Consider the following 13,198-nt stretch of genomic DNA (forward strand, 5'->3'; position numbering starts at 1 on the left):
CGCCGTCAACTCCCGAATGATGCTCATCAGAGCGCTGGTGCGCCCACTTCAACAGTTGTCAACAACCCTTCACGCAAAGGTTGTTGAGTAGTCATGTGAGACCAATTACCTACCCAGCGGTAAGGTTTAGTCTCGAACCATGCGCCGAGCAAAAATCGTCTGTACTCTGGGGCCCGCCACCGACTCGTACGACCAGATCAAAGCACTGGTCGAGGCCGGAATGGACGTCGCCCGCTTCAACCTCAGCCACGGCAGCTACGCCGACCACGAGGAGCGCTACCAGCGCGTACGCAAAGCCGCCGAGGAAACCGGCCGCAGCGTCGGAATCCTCGCCGACCTTCAAGGCCCGAAGATCCGCCTCGGACGCTTCCGCGAAGGCCCCGTACTCCTCGAACGCGGCGACGAATTCACCATCACCGTCGAACACCTCGAAGGCGACCGCCACACCTGCGGCACCACCTACGAAGGACTCGCCGACGACGTGACCACCGGCGAACTCATCCTCGTCGACGACGGCAAAGTGACCCTGGAGGTCACCGAGGTCGACGGACCCCGCGTCCGCACCACCGTCGTCGAAGGCGGCATGGTCTCCGACAACAAGGGCCTCAACCTCCCCGGCGTCGCGGTGTCCGTCCCCGCGCTCTCCGAGAAGGACATCGATGACCTCCGCTGGGCCCTGCGCATCGGCGCCGACGTCATCGCCCTGTCCTTCGTACGCAGCGGACGCGACATCGAGGACGTCCACCGCGTCATGGACGAGGAAGGCCGGCGCGTCCCCGTCATCGCCAAGGTCGAGAAGCCACAGGCCGTGGAGAACATAGACGACATCGTCGCCGCGTTCGACGGCATCATGGTCGCCCGCGGCGACCTCGGCGTCGAAATGCCGCTGGAGCAGGTGCCCATCGTGCAGAAGCGCGCGATCAAGCTCGCGAAGCGCAACGCGAAGCCGGTCATCGTCGCCACCCAGATGCTCGACTCGATGATCGACAACTCCCGGCCCACCCGCGCGGAAGCGTCCGACGTCGCCAACGCCGTCATCGACGGCACCGACGCGGTGATGCTCTCCGGCGAGACGAGCGTCGGCAAACACCCCGTCGAGACGGTCCGGACGATGAGCCGCATCGTCGAAGCGGCCGAAGAAGACGTCCTGGCCAAGGGCCTCCCCCCACTCACCGAACTGAGCAAACCCCGCACCCAGGGCGGCGCGGTCGCCCGCGCCGCCGCCGAGATGGGCGACTTCCTCGGCGCGAAGTTCCTGGTCGCGTTCACACAGTCGGGCGATACGGTCAAACGCCTCTCCCGCTACCGCTCCCCGATCCCCCTCCTCGCCTTCACCCCCGACCCGGCGACCCAGGCCCAGCTCAACCTCACCTGGGGGGTCGAGGCGTTCCTCGGCCCGCACGTGGAATCGACGGACGCGATGGTCGACCAGGTCGACGAACAACTCCTGCGGATCGGCCGCTGCGCCAAGGGCGACGTCGTGGTCATCACGGCGGGCTCCCCACCGGGAGTCGCGGGCTCGACGAACCTGGTCCGCGTCCACCACATCGGCGAGGACGACAGCCCGAAGTAGCGGGTGTCGGGCCGGAGTTCAGTACTTCGGCCCGACATGGGCGTCCATCGGCGCGACGGACGCCTTGTGGGCGACGGAGATGTTGTACGGCTTCCCGTGCCGGGTGCGGTGCTTCCACTCGACGCCGAGCGAGTCGAGGGTGTCCGTGCAGAGCTGCCGGATGTCGTCGGAGACGTTGGTGAACCAGTAGCGGGGATACTCGTACCGCTTCGTCTCGCCGCCGTTGACGACGCGGGTGGTCCAGTTCATGTCGCGGCAGCCGTCGGAGGGGACGAGCCCGCATATCAGTGCCCGGGGACGCTTGTCCACGATCTCTTGCTGCCAGTCGGCGAGCACGACAGGCCACTCGTGCTTCCGGCGCATCCGGAACGGCGGACCCGGCAGACGGAGTTGTCGGGGAACTCCGCGCATAGCCTTCTCGCACTCGTCCATCAGGCCGGGCCAGCTGTCGGAGCAGGTGATGGAGAGGCTGGGCACACGCATTTCTGCGTGCTGGCTGATGTGCCAGTCACCGAGACAGAGCCCCGGCGGATACGCGTATGCCGTAGCGCCGCGCCGCGCCACTTCTCTGTCGCTCACGCCGTGACGCAGTCGGGTGAGCGCTTTCTGTCGCACTTCGAGACCGTGAAAGTTCCTGGAACTACAGTGCGCGACGGTGCATCGCTTCGTGCGACAAAAAGTGGATGCTCACGCGAACGTGAACATCCAGTTTCCTGTGCCGGGTGCGGGATTCGAACCCGCACGCCCTTTCAGGCAATCGCTTTTGAGGCGATCATGTCTGCCCTTCCATCAACCCGGCGAGGTTGCTACCCGGGGAGTGTACCGGGTCACCACTTGCCGCTTCATCTAGGTACTCTCGTGCCCAGCAGTATCTGCCAGTTACGAGGAGCCTCAGTGACCGCCCCCGAGTCGCCCCAGCCCGTCGCCGACGACGACAAGTCGCATGTCCCGCCCCTGACGACGCGAGTCGTCATCGCCGAGGACGAGGCGCTCATCCGTCTCGATCTCAAGGAGATGCTCGAAGAAGAGGGCTACTCCGTCGTGGGCGAGGCCGGTGACGGTGAGCGTGCCGTCGAGCTGGCCCGCGAGCACAAGCCCGATCTCGTGATCCTCGATGTGAAGATGCCCGTCCTCGACGGCATCTCCGCCGCCGAGAAGATCGCGCAGGAGTCGATCGCGCCCGTCCTGATGCTCACCGCGTTCTCCCAGCGCGATCTCGTGGAGCGCGCCCGGGACGCCGGTGCCATGGCGTATCTCGTGAAGCCCTTCAGCAAGAGCGACGTCGTGCCGGCCATCGAGATGGCCGTCTCGCGCTTCACCGAGCTGAAGGCCCTTGAGCGGGAGGTCGCCGACCTGACGACCCGGCTGGAGACGCGGAAGCTCGTGGACCGCGCGAAGTCGATCCTTCAGACGCAGTACGGCCTCACCGAGCCCGCCGCCTTCCGGTGGATCCAGAAGACGTCCATGGACCGGCGGCTGTCGATGCAGCAGGTCGCCGAGGCCGTCATCGAGGACGACGAGGAGAAGAAGGCCGCGAAGGGGCAGTAGAAGCAGCGGTACAGCGAGAGCGAGAGAAGGCCCGCACCCCCTGGGGGCGCGGGCCTTCTCTCGTTCGACACGTATGTACGCGTGCGTGTGGACTCAGTCCTCGCCCAGGTACGCCTTGCGTACCGACTCGTCGACGAGCAGGTCCTGCCCGGTGCCCGAGAGCGCGATCTTGCCGACCTCCATCACATGGCCCTGGTCGGCCAGTGACAGCGCCGCCTGGGCGTTCTGCTCGACGAGGAGGATCGTCGTGCCCTGCGACTTGAGTTCGGCGATGGTCGCCATGATCTTCTGCATCATGATCGGCGAGAGTCCCATGGACGGCTCGTCCAGCATGAGCAGCTTGGGCTGTGACATCAGCGCCCGGCCCATGGCGAGCATCTGCTGCTCGCCGCCGGAGAGGGTGCCCGCCGCCTGCTTGCTGCGTTCGCCGAGGATCGGGAACAGCTCGTAGGCGCGCTTGATGTCCTTCTCGATGCCGGCCGTGTCCTTCCGGAGGAAGGCACCGAGCTTGAGGTTCTCCGCGATCGTGAGCCGCGGGAAGATCCGGCGGCCCTCGGGGGAGTGCGCCAGGCCCATCGCGACGATCTTGTGCGCGCCGATGCCGTGCAGCGGTTTGCCGTCGAAGATGATCCGGCCCCCGGAGGGCTTGAGCAGCCCGGACAGGGTGCGCAGTGTCGTCGTCTTGCCGGCGCCGTTGGTGCCGATGAGGGTGACGATCTGACCGGCTTCGACGCTGAAGGAGATGCCCTTGACGGCTTCGATCTTGCCGTAGGCGACCTTGAGGTCCTCCACCTCCAGTAGTGCGGTCACTTGGTGTCTCCTTCGGTGCCTGCCGTGCTGTGTGCCTCCGCGGCCTCCACCTCGGAGACTTCCTCGGCGCCGGGGGCGCCCTCGTAGGGGGTGCCGAGGTAGGCGGCGACGACCCGCTCGTCGGCCTGGACGACCTCGGCGGTGCCTTCGACCAGCTTCTCGCCCTGGACGAGGACGGCGACGCGGTCGCACAGGTTGAAGATGAAGCGCATGTCGTGCTCGATGACGAGTACGGCGATGCCCTGGTCGCGGATGGCGAAGACCAGGTCCTGGGTGGTGCGGGTCTCCTGCGGGTTCATGCCCGCGGTGGGCTCGTCCAGCAGGAGCAGGCCCGGGTCGCTGGCGAGGGCGCGGGCGATCTCCAGCTTCCGCTGCTCCCCGTAGGGGAGGTTGCGGGCGAGATGGTCGCGCTTGGCGGCGAGGCCGGTGAACTCCAGGAGTTCCATGGCGCGGGCCTCGGATTCCCGTTCCGCCTTCTTGAAGCCGGGTCCGCGCAGGAGTGCGGACCAGAGGCCTTCCTTGGTCCTGGTGTGGCGTCCGACGAGGACGTTCTCCAGGACGGTCATGTTGGCGAAGAGCCGGATGTTCTGGAAGGTGCGGGCGACGCCGGCCTTGGTGACGAGGTGGGACTGGTGAGGCAGGACGGTGCCTTTGTAGCTGACGACACCGTCGGTGGGGACGTACAGACCGGTGAGGCAGTTGAAGAAGGTGGTCTTGCCCGCGCCGTTGGGGCCGATGAGGCCGACGATCTCGCCGGAGTTGACCTGGAGGTCGACGTTCTGTACGGCGGTGAGTCCGCCGAACTTCTTGGTGACGCCGGTGGCTTGGAGCACGGGTGTGCCGGTGGCGGTGGCGGCCTTGGGGGATCCGCCGCCGGTGGGTTCGATGTCGGTGGTCATTCGGGTCACACCCCCGTCTTACTGAGGCCGATATCGCCCTTGGGGGCGTCCAGTTGCCCGGTTTCGTGGAATTCGAGCTGCTTCCTGCGGTCGGCGATGAGGCCTTCGGGGCGGAATCGCATGAGCAGGACCAGCGCGATGCCGAAGAGCAGCAGCTGGTAGTCGGACATGAACTGGAGCTTCGCCGGGATGAGGTAGAGCAGCGAGGCGCCGATGAGGGGTCCGCTGACCGTGCCCATGCCGCCGAGGATGACTGCGGCGAGCAGGAACGCCGAGTTCGGCGGGACGGCTTCGACGAATTTGTACTGGGCGGGGGTGACGGTGAAGGTCACGTGTGCCTGTACGGTGCCGGCCATGCCGGCGAGGGTGGCGCCGAGTGCGAAGGCGAGCAGCTTGAGCCGGAAGGCGTTGATGCCCATGGCCCTGGCCGCGGTCTCGTCCTCGCGGATGGCGACCCAGGCGCGGCCGATGCGCGACTGGTCGGAGCGGCGGAAGACGGTCACCACGATGATGGTGAACAGCAGCATCAGCAGGTAGTAGTTGGAGAATCTGCCGAGTTCGACGCCCAGGATCGTATGTGGTTCCCCGAGGTTGAATCCGAAGAGGTCGAGGTCGGGGATGTTGGGGATGCCGTTGGAGCCGTTGGTGACGTCCGGGCCCGACGACCCGTCGAGGTTCTGCATGGTGATGCGGAAGATCTCGCCGAAGCCGAGGGTGACGATGGCGAGGTAGTCGCCGTGCAGTCGCAGGGTCGGTGCGCCGATGACGACGCCGAAGATCAGCGAGGCGCCGGCGCCGCACAGGACGGCGGCCCAGAAGGGGAGTTGGATGCCGATGGTGGATGACGGCGATCCGGAGACGAGGGCGGCCGTGTAGGCGCCGACGCCGAGGAAGGCGACGTATCCGAGGTCGAGCAGCCCGGCGAGGCCGACGACGACGTTGAGTCCGAGTGCGACGGTGGCGAAGATCAGGATGTTCGTACCGATGGAGGCGTATGCGTCGTTGCTCTGGGTGAACGGGAAGGCGAACGCGGAGACGAAGGCCGCGGTCACGGTGACGTTCTTGTGCTTGGAGGTGAGGCCCGCGAGGCGGCGGTTGAGGCCGGCGCGGGAGATGGCGGTGGCGCCGAAGCCGACGAGGAGGATGTAGCCGATGAAGAGTTCGGCGGCCTCGGTGTCGATGCCGTAGGTGAAGACGAAGAGGCCGAGCCCGAAGGCGGCGGCGATGATGAGGATTTCGGCCCAGCCGGGGAGCGGTTCGGCTTCCTTGGGCGTGGGGGCCTTGAACGACTGGACGAATCGCTGCCAGGCGTTGGGGCTGTCGTGGTCGCCGGGGACGTCGCTGGGGAGCCCGAGGGCGGCGACGAGGGCGATGAGCGAGGCGCCGGCGGCGACGTAGCCGCCCGGTTCGAGGTTGGCGAGCCCGCCGAGGTTCACGGCGATCGCGATGACCGTGTACCAGGTGGTGGCGAAGGTGCCGAGGGCGAAGAGGAGGACGGGGCCGTTCTTGCCACCGGGGGAGAGCCAGCCGAGGCCGCGTACGCCGTAGCCCGTGATGACGAAGACGAAGGTCAGCAGCGCACCGGTGAGGGTGAGCAGTTGGAGGCCGCCGGGGTAGCCGGTGACGGTGAGGTCGCCCGGGAATTCGGCGGTCCAGGTCCAGGCGAGGAAGGTGCTCGCGAAGGTGGCGACGGCGCCGATGACGACGCCGAGGCGGGCCGCCGCGGGCGGCAGGCCGATGACCGCGGGGGTCTGCTGGTCGGTGGGGGCCACGGGGGTCTGTTTCGGTGTGGTGGTGGTCATCGGTATCACGCCCGATCCGTGACGCGTGCGCCGAGTAGACCTTGTGGCCTCAGCAGCAGGACGAGGATGAGGAGGACGAACGCCCACACGTCCTTCCAGGCGCCGCCGCCGAGCTGGGACATGCCGGGGATGTTCTCGATGTAGGCGGTGGCCATGGATTCGGAGAGGCCGAGGACCAGGCCGCCGATCATGGCGCCGTAGATGTTGCCGATACCGCCGAGGACCGCGGCGGTGAAGGCCTTCAGTCCGGCGATGAAGCCCATCTTGAAGTTGACTTCGCCGTACTTGAGGCCGTGGGCGACCGCCGCGATGGCGGCGAAGGCGGCTCCGATGGCGAACGCGGTGACGATGATGCGGTCGGTGTTGATGCCCATCAGCTTGGCCGTGTCGGGGTCCTGCGACGTGGCCTGCATGGCGCGCCCGGTGCGGGTCTTGGAGACGAACACGCCGAGCGTGATCATGCACAGGGGGGCGGCGATGAGCAGGAAGAGGTCGCCGCGGCTGATGGCGAATGCTCCGAAGTCGAGCCTGCCGCCTTCGAATTCGGGGAAGGGGCGGGACTTCGTGGCGTCCGGGTAGAAGGCCCAGATGGCTTGCTGGAGTGCGATGGAGAGGCCGATCGCGGTGATCAGTGGTGCGAGCCTGGGGGCGTTGCGCAGGGGCCGGTAGGCGAAGCGTTCGGCTCCTACGGCGACGAGCACGGAGCAGGCCATCGCCATGAGGATCATGAGGGGCAGTGCGAGGAGCAGGCTGGTACCGCTGGGCAGCCAGAGGAATACGGTCAGCGCACCGAAGCCGCCGATCATGAATATCTCGCCATGGGCGAAATTGATGAGCTGGACTATGCCATAGACCATCGTGTAACCGATCGCGATGAGTCCGTACAGCGCGCCGAGTAGCAGGCCGTTGGCAAGTTGCTGCGGCAGATCGTTCACCGCGGGGCCTCCGAATGAGTGGGGTCAGATACGGCCGCGGGGGGGCGCTGTGGCGCCCCCGCGCGGTGGTAGGTCCTTATATGGAGGGTGGGCCGGTAGGCCCGGTCAGCCCTCGAACACGCCCGTCTTGACGGGGGTGTGCTTGCCGGCCTTCACCTCGTAGAGGGAGAGCTGCTTGTTCACGGTGTCGCCGTACTCGTCGAAGCCGACGGTGCCGGTGACTCCGTCGAACTTGACGTCCTGCATGGCCGCGGTGATCTGCTTGCGCGCGTCCTTGACGTCGCCGGGCAGCTTGCCGTCGTTCTTCTCGACGACGGCCTTGACCGCCTGGATGATGGCCCAGGTGGAGTCGTAGGAGTAGCCGCCGTAGGCCTCGAAGGCGCCGTCGTAGCCGCCGGCCGAGTAGTCCGCGATGAACTTCTTGGCGGTCTCCAGGGTCTCCAGGGGCGCGCCCACGGAGCTGGCGAAGTCGCCTTCGGAGTTCTTCTTGCCCAGCTTGATGTACTCGGCGCTGAAGAGGGCGTCGCCACCGACGGTGGGGATCTTCGCGCCGGCGTTCTTGATCTGGCTGGCCAGCGGGGCGCCGGCCGGGTACTCGCCGCCGTAGTAGACGAATTCGGCGTCGGTCTGGGCGACCTTGCTCGCCACGGACGAGAAGTCCTTGTCGTCCGGGTTGATGTGGTCGGTGCCTACGATCTTGCCGCCGAGCTTCTTGAACTCGGTGGTGAAGGTGGCGGCGAGACCGGCTCCGTAGGTCTTCTTGTCATCGATGACATAGACCTTCTTGAGCTTCTTGTCGTTGAACATGAACTGCGCGGCGTACGGGCCCTGGATGGCGTCCGTGGTGGCCGTACGGAAGTACGTGTCGAAGCCGCGGACCTTCTTGCCGGTCTGCCAGTCCTTGCCCTGAGTCATCTCGGGGTTGGTGTTGGCGGGCGAAACCTGGACCAGGTTGTCGTTGGCGAAGACCTTCTGCATGGCCTGGCCGACGTCGGAGTTGAGGGGGCCGACCACGCCCATGACGTCCTGGTTGCCGACGAGCTTGGTGGCGTTCTGCTGGCCGGTCGCGGCTTGGGCGACGTCGTCCAGGGACTCCAGCTTGAAGGTGACGCCTTCGACTTCGTTGTTCTTGTTGGCCGTCTTGACGGCGAGGTCGGCGGAGTTCTTGATGCCCTGGCCGAGCGCGGAGAGGTCGCCGGTCAGCGGCGCGTCGAGGCCGATGACGACGGTCGTCTTTCCGCCGCCGCCGCCTCCTCCTTCGCTGCTGTCGTCGCGGGAGCCGCATGCGGAAAGCGTGAGGGCTCCTACAGTGACCGCAGTGGTGACTATGAACAAGGAACGGTGACGCACGATCAGTCCTTTCCCCTGGCACGGCTGTCCCTGATTGGGAAGCCGGGTCGAGCGCTGGAACCGAACTGAAGGTAATCCGGCGGCGCGGTGACTGGCCGTGACTCTAAGCGCGCTGGTGGGGGTGGTGCAGAGGTGCGGCCCATGATGTGACGTTCTTGTTATGACGCAAGCGTGATGAAGCCCGGCAGGGAGGGGAATGGCGTGCGATTTGGGACCGTTCGGCAGTCCACATACTGAGAACCAGCAGGACCGTACTGGTAGTCGGTCGATTACGGAGCGGGACGGTCGCATGTTTTTCCGATGGCCGTGGCGAGGTCTTCCGGGTAGCCACCGCCGAGGATTCGGCTCTGTTTCTGGACGGCCCGTTCGTTACGCAGGGTGACATCGAGGAAGGGGAGTCCTGCGTTCCGTGGCACTTCTCCGCAGTCGAGCACGTAGACGGTGACCAGCACCTCGCGGGACCCGCCGGGGGGCACGGTGAACGGCGCGGAGGGCTGTGTCGACACGGCCAGTGCCGCCGACGGCTGGGTGATGGCGTCGATAGTCACCCGCCGGCCGGGCTCGGTCGAGATGCTGACGTCGAAGGTGAACGCGCCCGCGCGGTCGGCCTCGGGCGCGGCTCCCAGGTAGGTGAAGCCGACCACCTGCGACGGCCAGGGCGGTGGTGGCGGGGGCGGCGGCGCCGGGGCGGTGAGGGCGTACACGCACACGCCCGTGGTGAGGGTCGCGGCGGCGGCCAGTGCGGCCTTGCGGCGGTGGCGCGGGGGCACGGTGAGGCGGGCGCGGACCGGCGTCGCCGCGGTGAGCGGGGCCCGAGGATGGTGACAGGTGTCCTCGCCCGGTTCGACGGGGCCGATACCGCTCATGTGCCGAAGCTAATGCGCATCGGGCGCCACGACAATGGATCGCACCGCAAGGCGTTACATAACGTCACCACCGGGGGGATTCACCCGGCTCTCCCGCGCCGGGTCCGGCGGGCGGCCGTGGCGCCCGCGGTGGTCTCGGCGGGGCTTGGTTACCGCCGTGTTTCGCGGCCGCCGAACGGCCGTCCCGCGTCTCACCTGTTGGTCACCGCGGGCCGGGAGGAGCCCGTTCGGTGACCCGCCCGGCCCGCTTGAGCTCCCCTTGAGGTTGGCCTCTCAGCCCTCATGTCGCTTCATGGACGAGGTGCCGTTCACTTCATGAACGAGGTGCCGTCGCCGCCCTGGAGCAGACAGGTCAGCCGGGCCGTGCACACCCGCTTCTCCTGCTCGTCGGTGATGACGATCTCGTACGCCGCGGTGGACCGGCCGCGGTGCACCGGGGTGGCGACGCCGGTCACCACCCCGCTCCGTACGGCGCGGTGATGGGTGCAGTTGAGGTCCACGCCCACGGCGATCTTGTTGCGCCCGCCGTGCAGCATCGCGCCGATGGAGCCGAGGGTCTCGGCGAGTACGGCCGACGCGCCACCGTGCAGCAGCCCGTAGGGCTGGGTGTTGCCCTCCACGGGCATGGTGGCGACGACGCGGTCGGCGGACGCCTCGGTGACCACCAGGCCCATGCGGGCGCCGAGCTCCCCGGCGGAGAAGAACGACGTGAGGTCGACGTCGTACGGCGCGTACTCGTCGATGATCTCCTGCGGGAACGTCGTCGCTGACTGCTCGTTCGCTGCTGGCTGCTCACCCATGGGGTCGGGCTCCGATCGGCTCTGTGGTGCGGTACGTGTTCGCGTCCCCGCGCGCCGCTGCGCGCGTGCTGGTCCGCACCGTCCTATCAGACGGCTGAGCGAACGCCTGGACCAGCGTGGGGCGTTGGGTGCGGGGCGTTCCGTCAGCGGTGCTCGAAGCGCACCACGACGGATTTGCTCGCCGGGGTGTTGCTCGTGTCGGCCGTCGAGTCCAGCGGCACGAGCACGTTCGTCTCCGGGTAGTAGGCGGCGGCGCAGCCGCGGGCCGTGGGGTAGTGCACCACCCGGAAACCCCGGGCGCGCCGCTCGACGCCGTCCTTCCACTCACTGACCAGATCCGTGTACGAGCCGTCGGCCAGGCCCAGTTCGCGTGCGTCGTCCGCGTTCACCAGGACGACGCGGCGACCGCCCTTGATGCCCCGGTAGCGATCGTCCAGGCCGTAGACCGTGGTGTTGTACTGGTCGTGCGAGCGCAGTGTCTGGAGCAGCAGCCGGCCGGCCGGCAGCCGCGGGTACTCGACCGGCGCCGCCGTGAAGTTGGCCTTGCCGGTGGAGGTGGGGAAGCGCCGCTCGTCGCGCGGGGCGTGCGGGAGCTGGAACCCGCCGGGCCTGGCGACGCGTTCGTTGAAGTCCTCGAAGCCGGGGATCACGCGTGCGATGCGGTCGCGGACCGACCCGTAGTCCTTCTCGAACTCCTCCCAGGGAGTCAGCGACGCGGGACCGAGGACGGCCCGCGCCAGCCGGGCGACGATCGCCGGCTCGGACAGCAGATGCGGGCTCGCGGGGGTGAGGTTGCCGCGCGAGGCGTGCACCATGCCCATGGAGTCCTCCACCGTCACGACCTGCCTGCCGCCCGCCTGCACGTCCTTGTCGGTACGGCCGAGGGTCGGCAGGATCAGGGCACGCGCGCCGGTCACCGCGTGCGAGCGGTTGAGCTTGGTCGACACGTGCACGGTGAGCCGCGCGGTGCGCATCGCCGCCTCGGTCACCTCGGTGTCCGGCGACGCCGCGACGAAGTTGCCGCCCATGGCGAAGAAGACCTTCGCGTCGCCGTCGCGCAGGGCGCGGATGGACCGTACGACGTCGTAGCCGTGGTGGCGCGGCGAGGTGATCCCGAACTCCCGGTCCAGGGCGTCGAGGAACGCCGGCGCGGGCCGCTCGAAGATGCCCATCGTGCGGTCGCCCTGGACGTTGGAGTGTCCGCGTACCGGGCACACTCCGGCGCCCGGCCGGCCGATGTTGCCGCGCAGCAGAAGGAAGTTGACGACCTCGCGGATGGTCGCGACGGAGTGCTTGTGCTGGGTGAGGCCCATCGCCCAGCAGACGATGGTGCGCTTCGACGCCAGCACCATGGCCAGCGCCCGCTCGATGTCGGCGCGGTCGAGACCGGTCGCGGTGAGGGTCTCGTCCCAGTCGGCGGCGTGCGCGGCGGCGGCGAACTCCTCGAAACCGTGGGTGTGTTCGGCGACGAACGCCTCGTCGATCGCGGTCGGGTCGCCCTTCGCCGCCCGCAGGATCAGCTTGTTGAGCAGCCGGAAGAGGGCCTGGTCGCCGCCGATCCGGATCTGGAGGAAGAGATCGTTGAGCGCCGCGCCTTTGACCATGCCCTGCGGGGTCTGCGGGTTCTTGAACCGCTCCATGCCGGCCTCCGGGAGCGGATTCACCGAGATGATCCGCGCGCCCGCCGACTTGGCCTTCTCCAGGGCGGAGAGCATCCGGGGGTGGTTGGTCCCCGGGTTCTGCCCGGCCACGATGATCAGGTCGGCCTGGTGCATGTCCTCCAGGGACACGCTGCCCTTGCCGACGCCCAGGGTCTCGCCGAGCGCCGAACCGGACGACTCGTGGCACATGTTGGAGCAGTCCGGCAGGTTGTTCGTGCCGAACTCGCGGGCGAACAGCTGGAGCAGGAAGGCCGCCTCGTTGCTCGTACGGCCAGAGGTGTAGAACAGCGCCTCGTCGGGGGAGTCCAGCGCGTTGAGCTCCTCGGCGATGATCGCGAACGCGCGCTCCCAGCTGACCGGTTCGTACCGGTCGCCACTGTGGTCATGGCTGTCGCCGCCGCTGTCCTTGTCGCTGTCGGCGTGGCCGCCGGCTCCGCGTTCCAGGAGCATCGGCTGGGTGATACGGCCCTGCTGGCCCAGCCAGTAGCCGCTGCGGCCGGCCAGATCGGCCACCGGGTGCGCGGCGAAGAAGTCGGGCGCCACCCGGCGCAGTGTCGCCTCCTCGGCGACCGCCTTCGCGCCGTTCTCGCAGAACTCCGCCGTGTGCCGTTGCTCGCCCTCCGGCCAGGCGCAGCCCGGACAGTCGAAGCCGTCCTTCTGGTTGACCTTGAGCAGTGTCCGCGCCGCGCGGGTGACGCCCATCTGCTGCTGGGCGATCCGCAGCGAATACGCCACGGCGGGCAGCCCGGCGGCGCTGCGCTGCGGGGCTGCGACCCGCGGCGCGTCCTGGACCGGGTCACCTGAGGGCGGCTTGCTGGCCATCACGCTCTCCCTAGCTCGTACGTCGGGACCCGTCCCGTGATGCGTCCCGTGGTCTTTCCTGTGATCTTTTCCGTGATCCTGCCCCTGGATCCTGTCACGCGGCTCCGACAGCCCGTCGCGGTGCTGTGCGCG

Annotated in this window: 10 protein-coding genes, 1 tRNA gene and 1 pseudogene; 2 read left to right on the forward strand and 10 right to left on the reverse strand. The window is 67.9% G+C overall.

Annotated elements, in window-relative coordinates:
* The first annotated feature begins 139 nt into the window (after positions 1-139).
* Entirely contained in the window at positions 140-1,573 is a 1,434-nt protein-coding gene (gene pyk, locus OG700_RS30515; RefSeq protein ID WP_405619169.1) for a pyruvate kinase, read from the forward strand.
* Between the two features lie 18 nt (positions 1,574-1,591).
* Here the strand turns inward: pyk and OG700_RS30520 are convergent.
* A pseudogene (locus OG700_RS30520) lies at positions 1,592-2,164 on the reverse strand (helix-turn-helix domain-containing protein).
* A 125-nt stretch (positions 2,165-2,289) separates the two neighbouring features.
* Positions 2,290-2,372 (reverse strand) — tRNA-Leu (locus OG700_RS30525).
* Between the two features lie 95 nt (positions 2,373-2,467).
* On the opposite strand from OG700_RS30525, the gene OG700_RS30530 reads away from it, so the two are divergent.
* The gene (locus tag OG700_RS30530; RefSeq protein WP_405619171.1) at positions 2,468-3,121 is read left to right on the forward strand and encodes an ANTAR domain-containing response regulator; all 654 of its coding nucleotides are present in this window, start codon (positions 2,468-2,470) and stop codon (positions 3,119-3,121) included.
* A 93-nt stretch (positions 3,122-3,214) separates the two neighbouring features.
* Here the strand turns inward: OG700_RS30530 and OG700_RS30535 are convergent, their stop codons facing one another.
* From OG700_RS30535 to OG700_RS30570, 8 genes are all read right to left on the reverse strand, one after another.
* Positions 3,215-3,931 (reverse strand): ABC transporter ATP-binding protein, encoded by a 717-nt coding sequence (locus OG700_RS30535; protein ID WP_405619173.1) that lies wholly within the window; start codon positions 3,929-3,931, stop codon positions 3,215-3,217.
* A complete protein-coding gene (locus OG700_RS30540; protein ID WP_405619175.1) occupies positions 3,928-4,830 on the reverse strand; it encodes an ABC transporter ATP-binding protein in 903 nt (300 codons plus the stop codon). Before OG700_RS30540 ends, OG700_RS30535 begins: the two co-directional genes overlap by 4 nt.
* Positions 4,831-4,835: 5 nt before the next feature.
* Positions 4,836-6,632 (reverse strand): branched-chain amino acid ABC transporter permease, encoded by a 1,797-nt coding sequence (locus OG700_RS30545; protein ID WP_405619177.1) that lies wholly within the window; start codon positions 6,630-6,632, stop codon positions 4,836-4,838.
* A 5-nt stretch (positions 6,633-6,637) separates the two neighbouring features.
* Positions 6,638-7,567 carry a branched-chain amino acid ABC transporter permease gene (locus OG700_RS30550; RefSeq protein WP_405619179.1) on the reverse strand — a complete coding sequence of 310 codons (930 nt, stop codon included), beginning with the start codon at positions 7,565-7,567 and terminating at the stop codon, positions 6,638-6,640.
* A 105-nt stretch (positions 7,568-7,672) separates the two neighbouring features.
* Positions 7,673-8,917, reverse strand: coding sequence for a branched-chain amino acid ABC transporter substrate-binding protein (locus OG700_RS30555; RefSeq protein WP_405619181.1), 1,245 nt, complete (start codon positions 8,915-8,917; stop codon positions 7,673-7,675).
* A 269-nt stretch (positions 8,918-9,186) separates the two neighbouring features.
* Positions 9,187-9,783, reverse strand: a complete 597-nt coding sequence (locus OG700_RS30560; protein ID WP_405619183.1) for a Tat pathway signal sequence domain protein — start codon at positions 9,781-9,783, stop codon at positions 9,187-9,189.
* 308 nt (positions 9,784-10,091) lie between these two features.
* Entirely contained in the window at positions 10,092-10,583 is a 492-nt protein-coding gene (locus tag OG700_RS30565; protein ID WP_405619185.1) for a hotdog fold thioesterase, read from the reverse strand.
* A gap of 143 nt (positions 10,584-10,726) precedes the next feature.
* A complete protein-coding gene (locus OG700_RS30570; protein WP_405619187.1) occupies positions 10,727-13,066 on the reverse strand; it encodes an FdhF/YdeP family oxidoreductase in 2,340 nt (779 codons plus the stop codon).
* Positions 13,067-13,198: the final 132 nt, after the last annotated feature.

Origin of the sequence: Streptomyces sp. NBC_01508 (assembly GCF_045040315.1) — a bacterium.
Taxonomy (GTDB): domain Bacteria; phylum Actinomycetota; class Actinomycetes; order Streptomycetales; family Streptomycetaceae; genus Streptomyces.

Coding starts and splice junctions, on each gene's coding strand:
- OG700_RS30540 (WP_405619175.1), bottom strand. CDS start 4,830: ATGACCACCGACATCGAACCCACCGGCGGCGGATCCCCCAAGGCCGCC.
- OG700_RS30560 (WP_405619183.1), bottom strand. CDS start 9,783: ATGAGCGGTATCGGCCCCGTCGAACCGGGCGAGGACACCTGTCACCAT.
- OG700_RS30570 (WP_405619187.1), bottom strand. CDS start 13,066: ATGGCCAGCAAGCCGCCCTCAGGTGACCCGGTCCAGGACGCGCCGCGG.
- OG700_RS30545 (WP_405619177.1), bottom strand. CDS start 6,632: ATGACCACCACCACACCGAAACAGACCCCCGTGGCCCCCACCGACCAG.
- OG700_RS30565 (WP_405619185.1), bottom strand. CDS start 10,583: ATGGGTGAGCAGCCAGCAGCGAACGAGCAGTCAGCGACGACGTTCCCG.
- pyk (WP_405619169.1), top strand. CDS start 140: ATGCGCCGAGCAAAAATCGTCTGTACTCTGGGGCCCGCCACCGACTCG.